Genomic DNA, 17,758 nt, shown 5'->3' on the forward strand with positions numbered 1-17,758 from the left:
TTTTGATTTTACGTTGTGCCTAAAAATAGGATTTTTAAATGAAGTGGGATTGCCACTCATAAAGGCCCTCTCACCATTCATCCCCCTACTCTATACCCAGGTCTTTCTGGATCTCCTCAAGAGACCGCCCCTTTGTTTCCGGCATTATCTTCCAGATAAAGAGCAGTTGCAGCAACATCATACCACTGTAAAACACAAAAGAGTAAAATCCGCCATGTGCACTACCCTCAACGATTACAGGGAATGTCCAGGAAATAATGGCCGCCATGATCCAATGGGTAAAACTACCCAGCGAACCTCCCTGGGAACGTACCGAATTAGGGAATATTTCCGAGATAAACACCCATATTACTGCTCCCTGAGAGAAGGCAAAGAAGGCGATGAAACCAATCAGGTAAATCAGCACATTACTGTTAGCACTATGTGCATCCCTGAATGCATAAGCTGTTAGCGCCAGGAATACGATCATCCCTACAGAACCTATGAGCATCAGTGTTTTACGGCCAAATTTATCAATCACCGTCATCGCCAGCAGCGTAAACAGTAAATTGGCAGCGCCTATATATACCGGTTGCAGGTAAGCAGCGCTTTTATCAAAACCGGCCATTTCAAAAATGCGGGGAGCATAATAGAGAATAGCATTAATACCAGACAACTGGTTGAACATCGCCAGCAACACCGCATACAATACCGGCTTGGCATATCTTTTCTGAAACAGCGATTCCTGGTGGCTCTTCACCGACTCACGGATAGCACGTACGGCTCCGGGCACATCTATCTCCTGCAATTTATGCATCACAGGTATTGCTTCTTCTTCCCTGTTATTCAAAATCAGCCAGCGCGGACTTTCAGGAATGGTACGCAGTAAGATCCAGAACAGCCCGGCAGGGATCACCATCACTCCCAGCATCCAGCGCCAGGCATCATCACCCAGTCCGGCAAACAGGAAGTTAGTGAGGTAAGCAATGAAAATACCACCTACAATATTCAGCTGGAATGAACCAGCCAGCCTTCCGCGCAAATGTGCCGGTGCTATTTCAGAGATATACATAGGTCCTACTACAGAAGATGCTCCTACTGCAATACCTCCGGTAAAACGGAAAAATACAAACAGCAGCCAGGTGGAAATAGAGGCACAACCTATAGCAGATAACAGGTAAATAACAGCAATAGTGAGCAGTACTTTTTTACGGCCATAAATCCTGGCAGGAGTACCTACTATCAATGATCCCAGTACAGTGCCTATCAGGCTGGAGGCAACTGTAAAGCCATGCCAGAAAGAACTCAGCGACCATAACTTTTCTATTATTTTATCCGCTCCGGATATGACAGCGGTTTCAAAACCGAATAAGAAACCACCGATGGCAGCGATTAATGCTATTCTAACTGGGTAAGAGAACATGTTTGATTAATTGTTGAGTGTTCGTGGATATTTACTACGTGGACTAATCGACGAAAAAAGTAAACATAAAAAACTACATATGCAATAACTGGTTATATTTTCGCTCCTGCACACACAAAGAAAGCCGGTCTTCACAGACCGGCTTCAAAAAACATGTGAGCAGCAAATAACAACTAAAGATCCGGATAGAAATCAAGCACATAACCTTCCTGGTTAGAATAAATCCCCATCATTACACCCTTAATAGTTGGACTCGGCGTTTGTCCGATAGGAATACCGGCAGTATATGAACCATTACTTCCACTAAAAGTAAAAGGACCATACGAGCTACCATTCTTCGAAAAGTTAATATAAGCAGGGACATTACCACTACCAGAAATTGTGTAAGCGTAACCTGCCTGGGTGCCTGTAACAGGCCATGCGGGAACAGTTCTGGAAACTTTCACTGCTTTCTTAGCAGGAGGCTTTACAACAGTAAAACCGGACATTGAGAAAAACGTGCATGCTAACAATGCAAAGGCAAATAATGGCTTCATGAGTCTGGGTTGGGTTGGGTTTAAAAGAATATATCCCCATTAAGTTATGCTTTTAATCTATACCATTCTAGCTTTTTTTTGTTTTTTCACCAATAAATAATGATCATTGATTATCAATACTTATTGTGTTTTACAATAAAATAAGGCGAAGTATCCATTAGATAACTTCGCCTTATTAGAGATCTAATTAAACGAAGAAATACCATAAAAATCTACAGAATAACCTATCTGGCTGGCATAAATACCCATCCTTACATAAGAGATTCTTAACAAGGTGTTCATACCACTTGCTTCAAACAAAGTAGAGCTGCCACTAACTGAACTAAAGTAATAATTACCGTAGCTGGTACTTCCCTGATAAAAATAAATGTAAGAAGGCGTATTACCACTTCCGTAAATGGCATAACTTACTACACCTACGGAGCTGGCAGTAGTACCTGTAACAGGCCATGCGGGAACAGTTCTGGAAACTTTTGTTTCTTTTTTAACAGGAAAATTTACAACTGTAAAACCGGACATTGAGAAAAACATGCATACTAACAATGCAGAGAAGAATGGTTTCATGAGGAAGTGTGTTGGGTTAAAAATTGATATCGTATCCAAGGTATGTTTTATAACTATCTCTCGTTAGTCCATAGTAGTTATCCATAAAAAAAGGTTGGCCTTTTTAAGACCAACCCTTATAACACATCAAACATTAATTATTTAGACAACTCTGCAAATTCTTCTTCTGATAATTCAATCCTCGCTGACTGTAAATTTTCTTCCAGATGATCAATTGATTTAGTACCCGGAATCAGCAATATATTGGCAGAACGTTGCAATAACCACGCTAATGCAATCTGCGACGTAGTAGCGCCATGTTTAGCCGCAATTTTGTCGATCTTTTCTGCTAATTTATCAGGCCCTGAAGCCAACGGAAACCAGGGAATAAATGCGATATTACGTTTAGCCGTATAATCCAGTATTTCTTCCCATTGCCTGTTACCCAGGTTGTATAAATTCTGTACAGAAACAATCGGCACCACTTTTTCTGCACGCTCTATCTGTTCAATATTTACCTCTGATAAACCTACATACCTGATCTTACCAGCCTTCACTGCTTCTACTACAGGTCCCAGTGTTTCTTCTACAGGCACTTTAGGATCAAACCGGTGTAATTGCCACAGATCAATCGTCTCTACTTTTAAACGCTGTAAACTACCTTCTATATTCTCCCGGATATAATCAGGATGGCCATTAGGTACCCACTGGTTTGGACCGGGACGGTTAAACCCGCCCTTTGTAGCAATCACGAGGCCCTTTTTATATGGATACAACGCATCCGCTATCAGGGACTCATTTAATTTTGGCCCATAGGCTTCTGCTGTATCAATGAAATTCACTCCGGATGCTACCGCACTTTGCAATACTTTTTTCGCATTTTCCCGGTCTGCTGCTTCTCCAAACACTCCCGTTCCGGTTAACTGCATAGCGCCATAACCAAGACGATTGATTTCCAACTGACCACCTAGTTTGTAAGTCAGTGATTGTTTAGTTTCCATCTTTATTTATTTAAGCAATGAATTTAAATGACTTTTCAGTCTACATTGCCGCATTATACATGCCAACTTTTCTAAAGCAGTGCCTGTAATTCCTTATCACTAACTGTGAAAATCGTTCCATGGCGGATTCCCTCCGGCAAACTGATTTTATCCGACACATCGGTCCATTTCTGCCTGTCAGACGACAGAATGGCACCATAATGATGGTCCATATACCGGTCGAAATAGATGAGCCAGTCCTTCCCCAGCTGTAATGCAGTAGGTCCCTCTGCCCAGTAATTACCGGTAATAGGAATGCCAGCTTTACTGTAAGGACCTGTAAGTTCGTCACTGTATGCCAGACGTAGGTTCTTCTTCACCGGTTCTACCGTCTCATCCTTCATCACCATCATGTATTGCTTACCCACTTTCATAATGGTAGCATCTATCACATTAAATCCGGGTTCATACAGCAACTTCGCAGGAGAATATGTTTTGAAGTCTTTTGTGGTTACATAATACAGGCGATGATTATAACTGCTTTCCTTCCCGGATAAAGTCTCCGGATATTTACCCGTGATCGTCGTGGCCCAGTAAATCATATATGTGCCGGTTTTCTGATCAAACGTGATCTCCGGTGCCCAGCAATTCCTGGCGCCGGCTTCCTTTTCCATTACAGGCACATACTCCTGCTGCGACCAGTGAATCAGATCTTTGGAACTGGCATACCCTATAGCTCTGTCATTCCAGCTCACCGTCCACACCATATGAAACAACCCATCCCCACCCCTGATAATACAGGGATCGCGCATCAGCTTATCCTTACTCACCACAGGCGTCAGAAACGACTGATCATTCTTCAAAGCAGCCCATTTATATCCATCCTTACTATATGCAAGATGCAGCCCATCTTCCCCATTCCCTTTGAAATAAGCAAACACATAAACATTTTGTGCCGTACAGGAAATTATAGTGATCAGTGTCACAAGCACACTTAAAAAACTTCTTCTCATATCGCTAAGTTACTTTATTACAAAAGTATATTCTTTCCCTTTTTGTCCAGCCACATCATATAAAAATGTTTCCGGTAATTTAAACGGTTGCACCTTCGCGGCATCCACGATCAATGGCTGTGTTACCACAGGTGTCTGGTAGAAAGAGTTAGTATTATCCCCTGCAGCTGCTTTCAACGCAGCCCCCTTCAATTCATTAGGTACACGTAAGCGGCAGTTGCCATCTAAATTAGCCCTGATCACTACTTTCACTACCTTTCCCTCTTTCCATTCAAGATCTGTAATTTCAAAACCACCTCTTGCCCTTAGCCCTTTAATACTACCGGTTTTCCATGCTGCCGGTAAAGCCGGCAATAACTGTATGGCGCCATCATAACTCTGCATCAGCATCTCCGTAATCCCTGATGTACATCCAAAGTTTCCATCTATCTGGAATGGTGCATGTGCATCAAACAGGTTGGTGTAAGTACCTCCGCCACCTTTGGTGCCTACAGGGCTCAGCTGATTGGTAATTAATTTTAGCGCATGTTCCCCATTCAGCAAACGTGCCCACCAGTTTACCTTCCAGCCCATACTCCAGCCTGTAGAGATATCTCCGCGCTGTAATAAAGTGGTGTTGGCGGCGCTGTATAATGCAGGGGTACGGTAAGGAGAAATCTGTGAAGAAGGGAATAATCCATACAGATGAGAAATATGCCGGTGGTGATCTTCCGGATCATCCAGGTCCTGCATCCACTCCTGCAACTGCCCATACTTTCCTACCTGCATTGGCGGCAGCCTTTTACGGATGGCCTTCATTGTATCCATCAATGCAACATCTTTTTGTAACACAGTAGCCGCATTAATAGCAGCGGACAGCATATCAAACACAATCTGATTATCCATTGTTGTACCGGCATCAAAGGAAACACCCTTCCTGAAAGCAGGAGCATTCTCCGGAGAAGTACCGGGATTTATAACCAGCCATTTATGCACAGGCTCTTCCTGCAGATCATCTACAAAAAACAGGGCAGCTCCTTTAATAGCAGGATATACTTCTTCTAAATATTTCTTATCTCCGTTATACAGGTATCTCTCCCATAAATGCTGACTCAGCCAGGCGCCTCCCATACTCCATATACCATGAAAAACCTTATCTACCGGTCCTGTAATACGCCAGAGATCTGTGTTATGATGTGCCACCCATCCCCGCGCTCCGTATACGGTACGGGCTGTACCCTGCCCCGTAACAGATAACTCTTTCACCATTTGTATCAATGGCTCATGCATCTCCGGCAGGTTATCTTTTTCCGCCGGCCAGTAATTCATTTCTGTATTAATATTGATCGTGTATTTACTGTCCCAGGGTGGTTTTATTTCTGCGTTCCAGATCCCCTGCAGATTAGCTGGCTGCCCTCCTGGCTGAGAACAAGAGATCAGCAGATAACGGCCATACTGAAAATAAAGCGATACAAACTGTGGATCATTTACATCCGCAAACTTCTTCAATCGTTCATCAGTAGGCGCTGCTGCGGCTTCAGACGTACCCAGATCTATTTTTACACGATTAAAATAATGCTGATATGCGTTGATATGTTCCTGCAATAATTGCGGATATGTTTTCTTCAATGCAATAGCGAGATAAGATGATGACCTTATTGCTTCATCGGCACTGATATCTTTATAGTTTACATAGTTGGATGCGATAGAGATATAGATCAGCGCAGTAGTGGCCTTGCTGACAGTAACAGAGGTATCAGTGGTAGTTACGTTTCCTCCTGTATTGACAATTTTTGCAATTCCCTGAAACCGTACTTTTCCTTCTACGCCTTCATGGCTGGCCGTTGTGCCATGCAGCACCAGTTCATTAATTTTTGCGCTGACAGCAGCATTTGTTTGGGGGGTAGATAAAAACGCCGTAAAAGATAACGCTCCCGGCTTGCTGCTACTCAGTTTTACAATGATGGTTTGTGCAGGTACAGATGCAAATACTTCTCTCTTATAATGCACCCCGTTTACCGTATAGGTAGTAGTAGCTACTGCCTTTTCAATATCCAGTTCCCTGTAGTAATCAGCATATTTCTCATGCCCGGGGAAAGTCAGGTTCAAACTCCCTACCGGCTGGAATATCTGTCCGTTGGAAGTACGGCTTTGTACTTTCTCCGTGGCCAGGTCCTGGGCCTCTTTCTGTTTACCCGCAAAGATCAGTTTTCTTATCTCCGGTAAAGCTGCCAGCGCATCCGGGTTATCATTACGGTTAGGGCTCCCCGTCCATACACTGGATTCATTCAGTTGTATACATTCCTGTGCAGGATTACCGTATACCATGGCTCCGAGGCGACCATTACCTATTGGTAAAGCTGCTGTCCACGTATTACCGGCAGGCTGCCGGTACCATAACTTCAAGGGTTGTTGTGCAAATGTTTTCAGTGTGAGCAGGCTCACAAGCAGAAGGGTTAATCTTTTCATAACTGGAATCGTTGCTTATAAAATAACTACGCTACCTGTCGGGCAGACAGGTAGTCATATCATAGTTCCACTCTTATTTACCTGGCTCAGGTATCAATTATCGTCGCCCGGTTCTGATACTTTATTTCACTTCCTCTATCAATACTACATCCCATGATCTCAATGTCATCCCCACTTGTAATATCCCTGTTGTACTGGCCAGGATCTGTCCTTCTTTCACGGCCATTGCCATCTGTTGTAATGTCTGTGCCTGATCTTTTGCAGGAGATTCCGGACTACCTGCATCTTTAAAAGCTTTCAATGCATTTCCGTTATCACGGTCCAGGATCTCCACATTAAAACGTGCATCAGGATGTGTACCGCTGAGCTTAAAGTTAAAAGCCCTGTCCTCACCTACACTAAAAAGTGCTTCTGCCGCACCCATCGGAACGCTCTTTATTGCAGCCGGTAAATTATATAAAATGGCGCATAGCCTTTTAGACTCCTTATGTCTTGTAACAACAATACCATCTTTATTATACAACAATTCATCCCCCATTGCATGCAACATGCGGTAAGCATGGAAAGACGGCTTGGGAATATTAAAGTTGTTTACCAGTCCCACTCCACCATGAAAAGCATCACCTGCGCCTGTTTCATCATACCCGTCGGAGAATGAGGTATAAGCCAGGGAATCCACTAATCCTATACTATCTGCATTTACTTTCACAATGTATGCCGCTACGGGTAATCCATCATGCATAGCATCATGGACGGATGCACTGGAATTCCATTCCGTACAATGGATCTCTGCCTGTGGGAAAGGACTCTTACGCACTACTCCATTCAACCATAAGAGGTCTTTGGAAGTAGCATCCAGTTCTCTTGGCTGACCCGCATTTGCAGGATAAGGATGTGTGGACACAAAGTCTACCGGCAGTTTCTCAGTGGCACAATATGCCAGGAACTCCTCTATCCATACTCCTTTACCATCTGCGCCAAAACTGCCTGTAGCAGGGCCTCCTACGCGCAAACGCGGAGAAACTGCTTTCAGTGCAGTCGCTGATGCTTTATATAATTCAAAGTATTGCTGTTTGGTACCATCCCAGAAAGCACGTTGATCGGGTTCATTCCACACTTCAAAATACCAGGTGCTTACTTCTTCTATTCCGAATTTTTCTATTATATGTTTGGCAAAATTGGTAACCAGATCTGTCCATTTCACAAAGTCTGCCGGTGGCGTAACATGTGCTTTCCACCACAATTGTGAAGATTGCCCACTACTGATATCTTTTGGAAAGAAACTGAGTTCCACAAATGGTTTTACACCCGATTTCAGCATCTTATCATACACCTCATCCACATACTGCCAGTTATATACCGTAGTTCCGTTGTTATTTTTTATGACAAACATATCATCATGGAATATTCCATGCAAACGTGCATACTCAAATCCACAATGTTTTTTACTGAATTGTAACTGTTCCAGCCAGTTCGCCCTAAGTCCCTCACTTGCACGCCCTGCCCCTATTGTTTTGGTCCATAAATTAGTAAATCCTTTCCCTGGTCCCTTTCCATCAATAACAAGCGGTGTGTCCTCCCAAAATGCACCTGCTTTCGTAATCCCAGGCAACAACGCACTACCTGCCGCTGTAACTATCGCCTGTTTTAGAAAATTTCTTCTTTCCATATATAGGGTTCGTTTAATAGTATAGTTAGTATAGAGTGCTCCATCCCCTTTTCGTTTTCATAGTTGGCGTGGACATAATGGCTGATTATATAATACCACAACATGCGAAAAATGTATTACAATGTACGCCTTTTTATGAAACATGCAAACGTTTGCGCAAGTCATTGATAATTACTAATATATGACAAAAATTTGCTACGGTTCCTAAATTACTTAATCTATTCAATAAAATCAACATATTTATTCATCTATTTTAAAAATAGTTTCCAAATCCCTTATTTAAGGGGGGCATGCGATTTGTATTATCCCTGTTAAAGACCTACAATGGAAAAGCGAATACTTGGCATCATCCTCAGTTTATTAGGCGTGGCAGGCCTTATCATGTCAGCAGTCAACTTCATGAACACCACCGGCGGAGCCCGGAGTGTGAAGTCAATTATCATCTTTGCCATACTTGGGGCAGTATTCTTCTTTGCCGGCATTGGACTGATCAGGAACACAGCAGACAAACCGTCCTGACAACCGATAATGGTGTAGTTTTTGCGCACATTGCGGCATGAAGATCTTCTGGAACTACATGCATCCCCACCGCTGGCTGATACTATTATCGCTATTGCTGGCAGGGATGGGACAGATAATGACGATGATAGATCCGATGATCTTTGGGAAAATCATCGATGACTATGCCCTGCATCCGAACGGCCGTCCGGAAAATGAACTGGTGAAAGGAGTGTCCTTCTGGCTGGCCGTAGCGATAGGCGTTGCCATGGTCGCAAGGCTGGCCAGGTCCTTACAGGATTTCGTCATGCGCAAAATTGTTCAGCGTTTCGGTATGCAGGTATTTAATGACGGCCTCAAACAAACCTTACGCCTCTCCTTCCAGGAATTTGAAGAACAACGTAGCGGCGAAACAGTGGCCCTCCTGCAAAAAGTACGGACGGACACCGAACGCTTTATCAACTCCTTTATTAATATCCTTTTCTCTTCCGCCGTTGGCATCGGTTTCCTCATCTGGTACGCCATCAATAAACACTGGGCATTGGTGCCGGTATTCTTTTTTGGCGTAGTGGTACTGGGCACCCTCACAGGGATGCTGAGCAGAAAAATGAAAAAGATCCAGCGGGCCATTAATAAAGAAACCCTCAAAATGTCGGGCTCTATTACAGAATCGCTGAGGAATATAGAGCTGGTAAAGAGTCTGGGCCTCACCTTCCCTGAAATACGCCGCCTGCGCACATTTACAAAAAATATTTATGACCTGGAGATGAAAAAGGTGAAACAGGTACGTACCCTTTCCTTTTTACAGGGTACTACCCTCAACCTGCTCCGACAATCCATCCTTTTCATCCTCTTATGGCTCATCTTCCATAAAGTACTAAGCACCGGAGAACTGATCACCATGCAGTTTATCTCCACCACCATTTTTAGCCCCCTGCAGGAGTTGGGTAGTATTATCCTCTTTTACCGGGAAGCGGAAGGCTCCCTGCTGCTATTCGACCAGCTAATGCATAAACCGGTAGAAGAACGGCCTGTAAGTCCTACAGAACTGGGTACCCTGGACCGTATCCGGTTTTCCAACATCGTATTCCGGCACCAGACGGCTACCCAAAATGCACTGGATGGCATCAGCTTCAACGCAGGCATGGGGGATACAGTGGCCTTTGTTGGCCCTTCAGGCTCCGGGAAGTCCACACTGGTAAAACTGCTGCTGGGCTTATACCAGCCAGTCTCCGGTGAAATCTATTTCAATGATGTTTCTTCCAGTGAAATCCGTTATAACCAGCTGCGGCGGCAGATAGGATTCGTCTCCCAGGATACCCAGCTCTTTGCAGGCACTATCAAAGACAACCTGCTGTTCGTAAAAGCAGATGCTACTGATGCTGAAATGCTGGAAGCCCTGGATAAAGCCTCCTGTACCCAGTTACTGGCCCGCTCTCCTCATGGATTAAATACCCTGCTGGGAGAAGGCGGAGAAAAATTATCAGGGGGAGAAAAACAACGTATCTCCATTGCCCGGGCGCTCATCCGCCACCCCAGGCTGCTTATTTTCGACGAAGCTACATCTGCACTGGATTCCCTTACAGAAGAAGCCATTACCGATACAGTACGCAGCATCTCCGCCCGCCGTGAACAGATCAATATCCTCATCGCCCACCGCCTGTCTACTATCATGCATGCAGATACCATCTATGTGCTGGAAAAAGGGAAGGTAGTGGAAACCGGTACCCATGAAGAACTCCTGATAATAAAGGGGTTATATTATGCCATGTGGAGACAACAGATAGGCGAAAGGCGCAATATATCAGCAAACTGATTATTTTTGTGCGATGCCAACTATTCGTAAACGCCATATTCTGGGGATCATCCTCCTATTGTCATGCCAGTTATTGAAAGCACAGTCCATTCTGATAGATTCCCTGAAAGACGTACTCGCACGGAAGGAAACGACCGTAGAGAACCGTATCATGGCCACCGCACTATTGGCAAGGATCACTAGCGACAAGGACCTTAAAACAGCCATAGGATTGGATCAACAGGCACTTGTCATGAGCAGCACCATCAAAGATCCCAAATACCGCTCCTTTATATATGGCTGTCTGATACAGCTCTATGAGCTCAACGACAGCACACAACTGGCCCGCAAAGCAGCAGACAGCGCCATCTGGTATGCGGATAAATCCGGTAATAACGCCACCAAAGGATTTGCCTTGTATCGCAAAGGATGGTTACAGGCGATGGAAGAACAGCCCGACAGCGCCATGAAAAACCTGTTAGAAGCACTTCGTTACCTGGATGGACAAAAAGCATATAATTACGAATGCGGTACCTATTATTTTATTGCGGGCATTTATGCCGACTGGAATAATCCGGAGAATGAATTAAAATACGCACGCCTCTGTTTACAGAAAGGACTACAGGCACAAACACCAGACGAGATCTGTATTGGATATCAGTCGCTGGGCAGTTACTTCCTCATACAATACCGTAAACAATCTAAAAGCATACAACTCGACTCCGCATTATATTATAACAGGCAGGCGCTCAGAATAGGCCTGCAACAACATGAACGCTTTGCTATCAGTAGTACACTGGCATTGGTAGCATTGAATACCGCTAATATTTATGCAGAGTTTTATCCCGATAAAAAAGACAGCGCCATCAAATATGTCAACACAGCCCTTTCATTGGCAAAGGAAACAACACAACAGGAAATTGTTGCCAGTTGTTACGGCATGTTAAGCGATTATTCCATGGTCGCTGGTAATTATAATCAGGCAGAACTCTTACTCCATATGAGTTTAATAGCCATAGAAAGATTCCCTTCCGCCAGTATTACCAAAGCCCGTATCATGCAGGCGCTGTCAAAAGTAGCAGAGAAAAAAGGAGATAAAGCCCAGGCTTTAGAGTATTATAAACAATACATTGATTTTTATAAAACGGCTTTTGATGCACAACAGCAGGCCACTGCAAAAAAATTAGAAGCACAATATGAATCTGAGAAAAAAGAAAAAGAACTGGCGCTTTTACAACAACGTGCCATCTTTAACAAACAACTGAACTTCTTTTACATTTGCCTGGCAGCGGCCGCCCTGCTGGCATTAATCTTTCTCTTCCTTGCCTATCATTTCCGCCTGAGAGCTTCTTTACAACAATCATTATTAAATGAAACAAAGGCCCGGCAACTGGAACTGCAATTGCAACTACAGGCAGAAGCAACAGCAAGATTAGAAGCGGAACAACAACTCTTGCAGGAAAGACAGGAGCACCTGCAGAATGAACTGCTGGCAGGCGCCTTACAGGTAGAAGAAAAGAATGAATTATTACAGACGCTGCAAAAGAAAATCACTACCCATAACAGTGCTGATCCGGTATTAAGACAAATGGACCGCATCATTACGGATAGCCGTAAAATGGATGAAGACTTTGAATCTGCAAAATCAGACCTTGCAGATATACATCCCGAGTTTATCACACGCCTGCAGGAAAAAGCAGCAGAAAGCCTTACCCGCCTCGATCTTAAATACTGTGCCTATATCAGGATGGGATTATCCAATAAAGAAATTGCAAGCAGACTGGCAGTAGAAGCTAAAAGTATCCGCATGGCACGTTATCGTTTAAAGCAAAAACTAAACTTACAGAAGGAAGAAAGCCTGGATACATTCCTCAGCACAATTGTGTAGCCACATTCATCTAAATCATTATACATCTTATTCATCCCCCGCCTGGGGGCATGATTTTTGGGCCTTCCATAGCAAACAAAATCATTGTTTTATGGAAATGAGGCAAATCAAGCTGAATATCCCGGATACACAAAAGCCCAGGGTAGTTATTATCGGTGCAGGCTTTGGCGGCCTGAATACCGCAACCGGCTTATCAGATGAGAAATTCCAGGTAGTATTGTTTGATAAACATAACTATCATACATTTCAACCCCTGCTCTACCAGGTAGCATCTGCGGGCCTTCAGGCTGATTCTATTGCCGGTCCTCTCCGCAATCTTTTCCATAAAAGAAAAGACTTTCATTTCCGCATGCTGAAAGTAAGGGCGCAAAAACGAAAAGGATAAGAATAAAAAACGAAAAGGATAACTTTCAACGGTAATTGAAAGTGGCAATCCCTCCTTATAAGGTTGCAGCTGCATACTCACAAAAGATATTAACCGCATTAGGCGGTATCTGATCTAATTCATGATATCTTTCAGCCATCGCAATACCACTTGATACATTATAATAAATCAATTTAAAAGGCCCTTGAGGGCAATCAGGGCAATCTTTAAGGACTAGTGTGAACATATCAATAGCCCTGTCCGAATTAACAAAATCAATGCTATATAATATATTATTAAACGGGCCGATAAGTTCAATTCGTGCGTTTTTCTTTTTGTAGGACGGTATCTTAATAGATTTGGAGTTTTTGAAAATCAATTTCAGCAGTTGCATTTGTTTTGGAATTTAGTACTTCTAATATATGCATATTAGAAGTACTAAAAAAGCCGCTCAATAATTTGAGCGGCTTTTGCATTGGGGTAAGAGAATAGTCAATTTAAAAAAACAGGAAGGTAAATAAGCACAATTACGGCAAGTAGGCAAAATGCAATTGCAAAACCGACCGCAACACCGAACCAGAACCAGCCTTTTTTATTGATAAACCTGGCAGGAACAACAACGCAATCAGGGAACATACTACGTGCAAAGCGCAAAGCCTCTGTTTCGGTTTGTATTTTTGTAGCAAAGTCATCGTTCCACGTTTTACCTTGTTCGTCAATAATTGTTAGTTTGAAAATCTTTTCATTCATATAAAGCAGTTTAAGCTGGTAAATTGAATAATTCTGATGATTTATAATTACGGGAAACCGTAATTATATGCAATATATGCCTGTTAAACGCAGGAAAAACCCGGTGAAGGAGGGGGAATTTCCCCCTTTTTTAGCTTTACTGAATAACTTGATAATTGAATATGTAAGTCCCCGCATTGAGGCTTAATGAGCCTTGCGTAGCGATTTGAAAACTAGATGTTGTTGTTAGCTTGATATAAGTTCCTGAAAGCAACGCAGCGGTTGCATTAGCAACACTGTATATAGGAATAGGAGCAGAACTAAACGCTGTGTTAAAATTCAGCTGGAAAAATTCAGCATTGGTAGGCAATGAAGAGGTAGACGTTACGATTAAAGTAATAACCCCTGCAAGGTCTGATCCTGACACCGAAACAGTACCAATAACATTACTACCTACCACCACTGTCGGTATGCCAGAGCCGCCTATAATATGGATTAATTTAGCATTCCCATTCACATGTAATCTTTCCGTAGGGACAATCGTTCCTAATCCAGTATTGTTAACACTATCAAGGTATATACCAGGAGAGCCAGCATTTGCTAGAGAAAGGGCATAATTTCCCGGAAGTACGGATGTTTTGATCGTACTTGACCTTGACCCAGTAATGCGATAAGACCCGACTTCCGTTTGCCCTGGGACTATAGATATTTGTGCATTCGTATCATTCGTTAAACTACGTACTGCCTGGAATAAATAGGCAAGCGAATCGAATGTAATGCCATACAAATTATTGCGGCCCGTTAATAGACGATTTCCGGTCAGAAAACTACTGGTTGAATATATACTAAGTGATGAAACACCTATTTGGCTTAAAACCCATGTTTTCGAGGGGTAAGAGATCCATACGTTAGTACCTCTCACATTAAGGGTGCTATCTCCTGAATTAAAGCAAATGTATCCTACTGTATCTACTCCACCATTAAGGCTTGGAGCCGTTGAGAATCGTGGAATAATACATATCCTATCCATCCATAACGACCGATCCTGCACGATATTCCTACCGTCTGTCCGACGCGGTACATTTGTATTCACAACTTGAGCATGAGCATCAAAAAAAGAGAGTATTATGATTATCGAAAGTAATGCGCGCATATCAATAAATGTTAAAATAATTGTTCTGATTAATCTTCAATTGTGATACTTCTCCCGAAGAAAGATTCTTGTTAAAGAAAATCAACTCAGAGAAATAACAATCCGTCGCACCACCACCGTTATTACCGTAGCCCGAAACCTGCATAGGAAAGGATGCAGCTGATGCGCTTACCCCATTTGTCAATGTATTATTATTCACCACTGATGCGTTGTTAATATATACAGATAGCCGGTTTGCAGCTGTTGCATTAGTATTATCAAATCCAACTGTGAGCATGAATGTACTACCTAGGGTCACTGCATTTTGAATTGTAGAGGATGAGGTAAAGGAAGACCCTACACCCCTTTGTACCTGTACTATTATCGCATTCGTATTACTAGAAGCTGACCGGTTATCGTATTTGGCATATATGCCTATAGTGGTTGATGTCCCCTGGTTATTGCCAAACAACCCGTCAAAAGTTGTTGAGTTTGCACTACCAACTTTGCTAACAACCGACGCTGTACCAACCGAATTATGTAAATAATTAAAATTACTTTGACTGCTGGGTATCGTAGCCTTAATGGCAGTAGTAGGGAAGTACAGTGAATACCTACCGTTTGCATCAACATTTAATGACGGCTGTGCCGTAAGTGTTGTTTGATTCCAATCTAATGCGTTTCCAGATTGATCGTACCATTTTTCAACGTAACCGGTGGCAGAACCTAAAAACAGCTTTAAGCGAATCGTATCAAGACGATCTCCATTGAAATAAATATCTCTTGTAGCTCCTGTTGTACCATTTCTAACACGGACTACAGGCCCTGAATAACGCGCTAATAATCGTCTGAAAGAATATATAGCAGTATACCCTGAGATCGAATCCAGCGTATATTTATATTCTTTTTTCACAAGCGGGATGAAAGATTGTACAATTAATCTACCAGTGTTTGAAATATGAACAGATAATGTAAACCCCCCACCTGGAAGAAGGGTAAATTCAGAGTTTTTTAAAAATCTATTATATTCGTCGCTCCAAATGATTAGGCTGCGATTGTATAGCAAACTATCATTGTATACTGTACCCCCTGTTGTCAATTTCGTACTATCAAGATCAAGTATGATATTCTCTGTAAGTTTTGAATACTGTGTCCCATCATTTATTTCAGCAACACCATAGGAATTATTATATCGTAATTTCCCCGCTTCACCGGTGCCGAAACTGCTATCACGAGGAATAACAATCCCATTATCATACAGTTTATATGCATTCGCATAACTGTTGTCTATTCGTAATAACGGCGCGCCATTAACCTTGTTGAAGTTACTATCTCCCAACTGAATGTACCAATGTGCAAGCCCTCCATTCACATATCTTTGTATACGGCTAAGATATCCGAAAGCAGGGTTATTAGTGATGATATTATTTATCGGAGAAAAAGAAGTAGTAGTATTGAAATAGTTTTGCAAAGCCCACATTCCCGCACTATCAGGAACATCCTTATTAAACAATTCAAGCAGCCGCGTATCTGTGCTAGTTATTTTCTTACGGCCTGTAATTACATTAAGAAAATAATCCGTTTGCTTATAGACAAATGGTAGCTGCATGTTCTTCGTTACCAAATTGTAGTTACTGGAAGTGGGGTATGTAATTGAATAAGCAATGATCATCTTATTCTTTGCGCTATCCACAAAAACTGTTGGTTCGTTTACTAAATTTCCTGATTCTGCCTGATCAACTTTTAATATTTTCGCCCAGTTCTTACCCTCATCCGATGAAGCAAATAACTGTATAACCCGTCGAGCCGTCGTCGAAGTAGGATTACCATAGTCTACGTCCGTACCTGCTCCCAATAACATTTTCAGGGCCGGAAAATATCGTATAGTAGATAATGCGTTCTGCGATTCTATGCCCGTATTCGCCGGGGTGGTATTCCATGTTGCCCCATCATCAGTAGATTTGACAGAATATATATACCCTCGCGTCGTTCTAAAATAGCACGTAATACTATTGTCAGGCAATTGATATACCCCCGGCTCTGTAACGTTCCAGGGGCCATTATCTATAGTTGCATTTGAGAGCGTGTCCCATGTTTCACCATCATCGTCCGACCGGAAGAACTTACCGAAGTAAATAGATGATGTAGATGGCCCATTACCCGCAACAAGAACAGGATAAGGCAGTAACAATCTCCCCGTATTCGTCTTAATAATTCGATCAAATGCAATAGGTTTATAAGAACTGTCCGAATGCATAAGTGCGGGAACTGACCATGTTGCACCGTCGTCTGTGCTAACGCTTTTATACAACCAGCTCTTAGTAATCGGAAATATGTTTTTCGAAAATATAAGAATGATGTTACCGTTGTTTTGACGGTAAAAGGAAGGCATTAAACACTTATTCGCCGAACTTCCTCCGCCTGGAATCGTGTCAAATAACAGCCTGTTGTTTAGCCATGTATCACCACCATCATTCGAATTAGCTAACCAGATTGTTGCAGTAGATGCATCACTAGCAGAGCCTCCGTAATGATTGTACGCGGCCAAATAACTGCCATCGTTCAACTTTACAATAGCCGCTCCGTCATTTCTCAGGTTATCCGTATTATTTGCTGAATCGATAACCGCTGCACCTTCGGTTGTAAATGAGTAAACAGGGTTACGTACTAAACCCATAAACCCTTGCGGATTGGTCGATAAGAATTTGTCGGACGAATTTGTGAGTGAAGACAATTTCACAGTGTCCGGAAACTGATACCC

General features: G+C 42.7%; 15 protein-coding genes. 4 read left to right on the forward strand and 11 right to left on the reverse strand.

Annotated elements, in window-relative coordinates:
- Positions 1-85: 85 nt before the first annotated feature.
- From BMW86_RS06295 to BMW86_RS06325, 7 genes are all read right to left on the reverse strand, one after another.
- On the reverse strand, positions 86-1,402 hold the full coding sequence (locus BMW86_RS06295) for a sugar porter family MFS transporter (protein ID WP_089780020.1): 1,317 nt from the start codon (positions 1,400-1,402) through the stop codon (positions 86-88).
- Between the two features lie 173 nt (positions 1,403-1,575).
- A complete protein-coding gene (locus BMW86_RS06300; protein ID WP_143056501.1) occupies positions 1,576-1,938 on the reverse strand; it encodes a hypothetical protein in 363 nt (120 codons plus the stop codon).
- 183 nt (positions 1,939-2,121) lie between these two features.
- Positions 2,122-2,502 carry a hypothetical protein gene (locus BMW86_RS06305; protein WP_143056502.1) on the reverse strand — a complete coding sequence of 127 codons (381 nt, stop codon included), beginning with the start codon at positions 2,500-2,502 and terminating at the stop codon, positions 2,122-2,124.
- A 137-nt stretch (positions 2,503-2,639) separates the two neighbouring features.
- Positions 2,640-3,482, reverse strand: coding sequence for an aldo/keto reductase (locus BMW86_RS06310; RefSeq protein ID WP_089780027.1), 843 nt, complete (start codon positions 3,480-3,482; stop codon positions 2,640-2,642).
- 71 nt (positions 3,483-3,553) lie between these two features.
- On the reverse strand, positions 3,554-4,474 hold the full coding sequence (locus BMW86_RS06315; RefSeq protein WP_089780028.1) for a glycoside hydrolase family 43 protein: 921 nt from the start codon (positions 4,472-4,474) through the stop codon (positions 3,554-3,556).
- Positions 4,475-4,483: 9 nt separating this feature from the next.
- On the reverse strand, positions 4,484-6,922 hold the full coding sequence (locus tag BMW86_RS06320; protein ID WP_089780030.1) for a glycoside hydrolase family 95 protein: 2,439 nt from the start codon (positions 6,920-6,922) through the stop codon (positions 4,484-4,486).
- A 121-nt stretch (positions 6,923-7,043) separates the two neighbouring features.
- A complete protein-coding gene (locus tag BMW86_RS06325; RefSeq protein WP_089780032.1) occupies positions 7,044-8,591 on the reverse strand; it encodes a GH39 family glycosyl hydrolase in 1,548 nt (515 codons plus the stop codon).
- Positions 8,592-8,915: 324 nt separating this feature from the next.
- Here BMW86_RS06325 and BMW86_RS06330 point away from each other — a divergent pair, with 324 nt between their 5' ends.
- The 4 genes from BMW86_RS06330 to BMW86_RS06345 all read left to right on the forward strand — a co-directional run bounded on the left by BMW86_RS06330 (position 8,916) and on the right by BMW86_RS06345 (position 13,157).
- On the forward strand, positions 8,916-9,110 hold the full coding sequence (locus BMW86_RS06330) for a hypothetical protein (protein ID WP_089780034.1): 195 nt from the start codon (positions 8,916-8,918) through the stop codon (positions 9,108-9,110).
- Between the two features lie 37 nt (positions 9,111-9,147).
- Entirely contained in the window at positions 9,148-10,905 is a 1,758-nt protein-coding gene (locus BMW86_RS06335) for an ABC transporter ATP-binding protein (RefSeq protein WP_089780036.1), read from the forward strand.
- A gap of 13 nt (positions 10,906-10,918) precedes the next feature.
- Complete coding sequence (locus BMW86_RS06340; protein WP_143056503.1) at positions 10,919-12,772, forward strand: LuxR C-terminal-related transcriptional regulator; 1,854 nt, start codon at positions 10,919-10,921, stop codon at positions 12,770-12,772.
- A gap of 91 nt (positions 12,773-12,863) precedes the next feature.
- Entirely contained in the window at positions 12,864-13,157 is a 294-nt protein-coding gene (locus BMW86_RS06345; protein ID WP_089780040.1) for an FAD-dependent oxidoreductase, read from the forward strand.
- A gap of 55 nt (positions 13,158-13,212) precedes the next feature.
- On the opposite strand, the gene BMW86_RS06350 is transcribed toward BMW86_RS06345, so the two are convergent.
- The 4 genes from BMW86_RS06350 to BMW86_RS06365 form a co-directional block, all read right to left on the reverse strand.
- A complete protein-coding gene (locus tag BMW86_RS06350) occupies positions 13,213-13,530 on the reverse strand; it encodes a hypothetical protein (RefSeq protein ID WP_089780042.1) in 318 nt (105 codons plus the stop codon).
- A 98-nt stretch (positions 13,531-13,628) separates the two neighbouring features.
- Positions 13,629-13,886, reverse strand: a complete 258-nt coding sequence (locus tag BMW86_RS06355) for a hypothetical protein (protein WP_089780044.1) — start codon at positions 13,884-13,886, stop codon at positions 13,629-13,631.
- Between the two features lie 136 nt (positions 13,887-14,022).
- Positions 14,023-15,018 carry a hypothetical protein gene (locus BMW86_RS06360; protein WP_089780046.1) on the reverse strand — a complete coding sequence of 332 codons (996 nt, stop codon included), beginning with the start codon at positions 15,016-15,018 and terminating at the stop codon, positions 14,023-14,025.
- A 1-nt stretch (position 15,019) separates the two neighbouring features.
- Positions 15,020-17,674: a sialidase family protein gene (locus BMW86_RS06365; RefSeq protein ID WP_177189172.1), complete on the reverse strand. Its 2,655-nt coding sequence runs from the start codon at positions 17,672-17,674 to the stop codon at positions 15,020-15,022.
- Positions 17,675-17,758: the final 84 nt, after the last annotated feature.

The sequence above is a fragment of the Chitinophaga sp. YR573 genome (assembly GCF_900110995.1).
Classification (GTDB): Bacteria; Bacteroidota; Bacteroidia; order Chitinophagales; family Chitinophagaceae; genus Chitinophaga.

Excerpts from the sequence above, each read along its gene's own strand:
- BMW86_RS06315 (WP_089780028.1), bottom strand. The coding sequence starts at position 4,474 with ATGAGAAGAAGTTTTTTAAGTGTGCTTGTGACACTGATCACTATAATT.
- BMW86_RS06365 (WP_177189172.1), bottom strand. The coding sequence starts at position 17,674 with ATGGGTTTAGTACGTAACCCTGTTTACTCATTTACAACCGAAGGTGCA.
- BMW86_RS06320 (WP_089780030.1), bottom strand. The coding sequence starts at position 6,922 with ATGAAAAGATTAACCCTTCTGCTTGTGAGCCTGCTCACACTGAAAACA.
- BMW86_RS06335 (WP_089780036.1), top strand. The coding sequence starts at position 9,148 with ATGAAGATCTTCTGGAACTACATGCATCCCCACCGCTGGCTGATACTA.
- BMW86_RS06345 (WP_089780040.1), top strand. The coding sequence starts at position 12,864 with ATGGAAATGAGGCAAATCAAGCTGAATATCCCGGATACACAAAAGCCC.
- BMW86_RS06295 (WP_089780020.1), bottom strand. The coding sequence starts at position 1,402 with ATGTTCTCTTACCCAGTTAGAATAGCATTAATCGCTGCCATCGGTGGT.
- BMW86_RS06340 (WP_143056503.1), top strand. The coding sequence starts at position 10,919 with ATGCCAACTATTCGTAAACGCCATATTCTGGGGATCATCCTCCTATTG.
- BMW86_RS06350 (WP_089780042.1), bottom strand. The coding sequence starts at position 13,530 with ATGCAACTGCTGAAATTGATTTTCAAAAACTCCAAATCTATTAAGATA.
- BMW86_RS06300 (WP_143056501.1), bottom strand. The coding sequence starts at position 1,938 with ATGAAGCCATTATTTGCCTTTGCATTGTTAGCATGCACGTTTTTCTCA.
- BMW86_RS06330 (WP_089780034.1), top strand. The coding sequence starts at position 8,916 with ATGGAAAAGCGAATACTTGGCATCATCCTCAGTTTATTAGGCGTGGCA.
- BMW86_RS06325 (WP_089780032.1), bottom strand. The coding sequence starts at position 8,591 with ATGGAAAGAAGAAATTTTCTAAAACAGGCGATAGTTACAGCGGCAGGT.
- BMW86_RS06310 (WP_089780027.1), bottom strand. The coding sequence starts at position 3,482 with ATGGAAACTAAACAATCACTGACTTACAAACTAGGTGGTCAGTTGGAA.
- BMW86_RS06360 (WP_089780046.1), bottom strand. The coding sequence starts at position 15,018 with ATGCGCGCATTACTTTCGATAATCATAATACTCTCTTTTTTTGATGCT.
- BMW86_RS06305 (WP_143056502.1), bottom strand. The coding sequence starts at position 2,502 with ATGAAACCATTCTTCTCTGCATTGTTAGTATGCATGTTTTTCTCAATG.
- BMW86_RS06355 (WP_089780044.1), bottom strand. The coding sequence starts at position 13,886 with ATGAATGAAAAGATTTTCAAACTAACAATTATTGACGAACAAGGTAAA.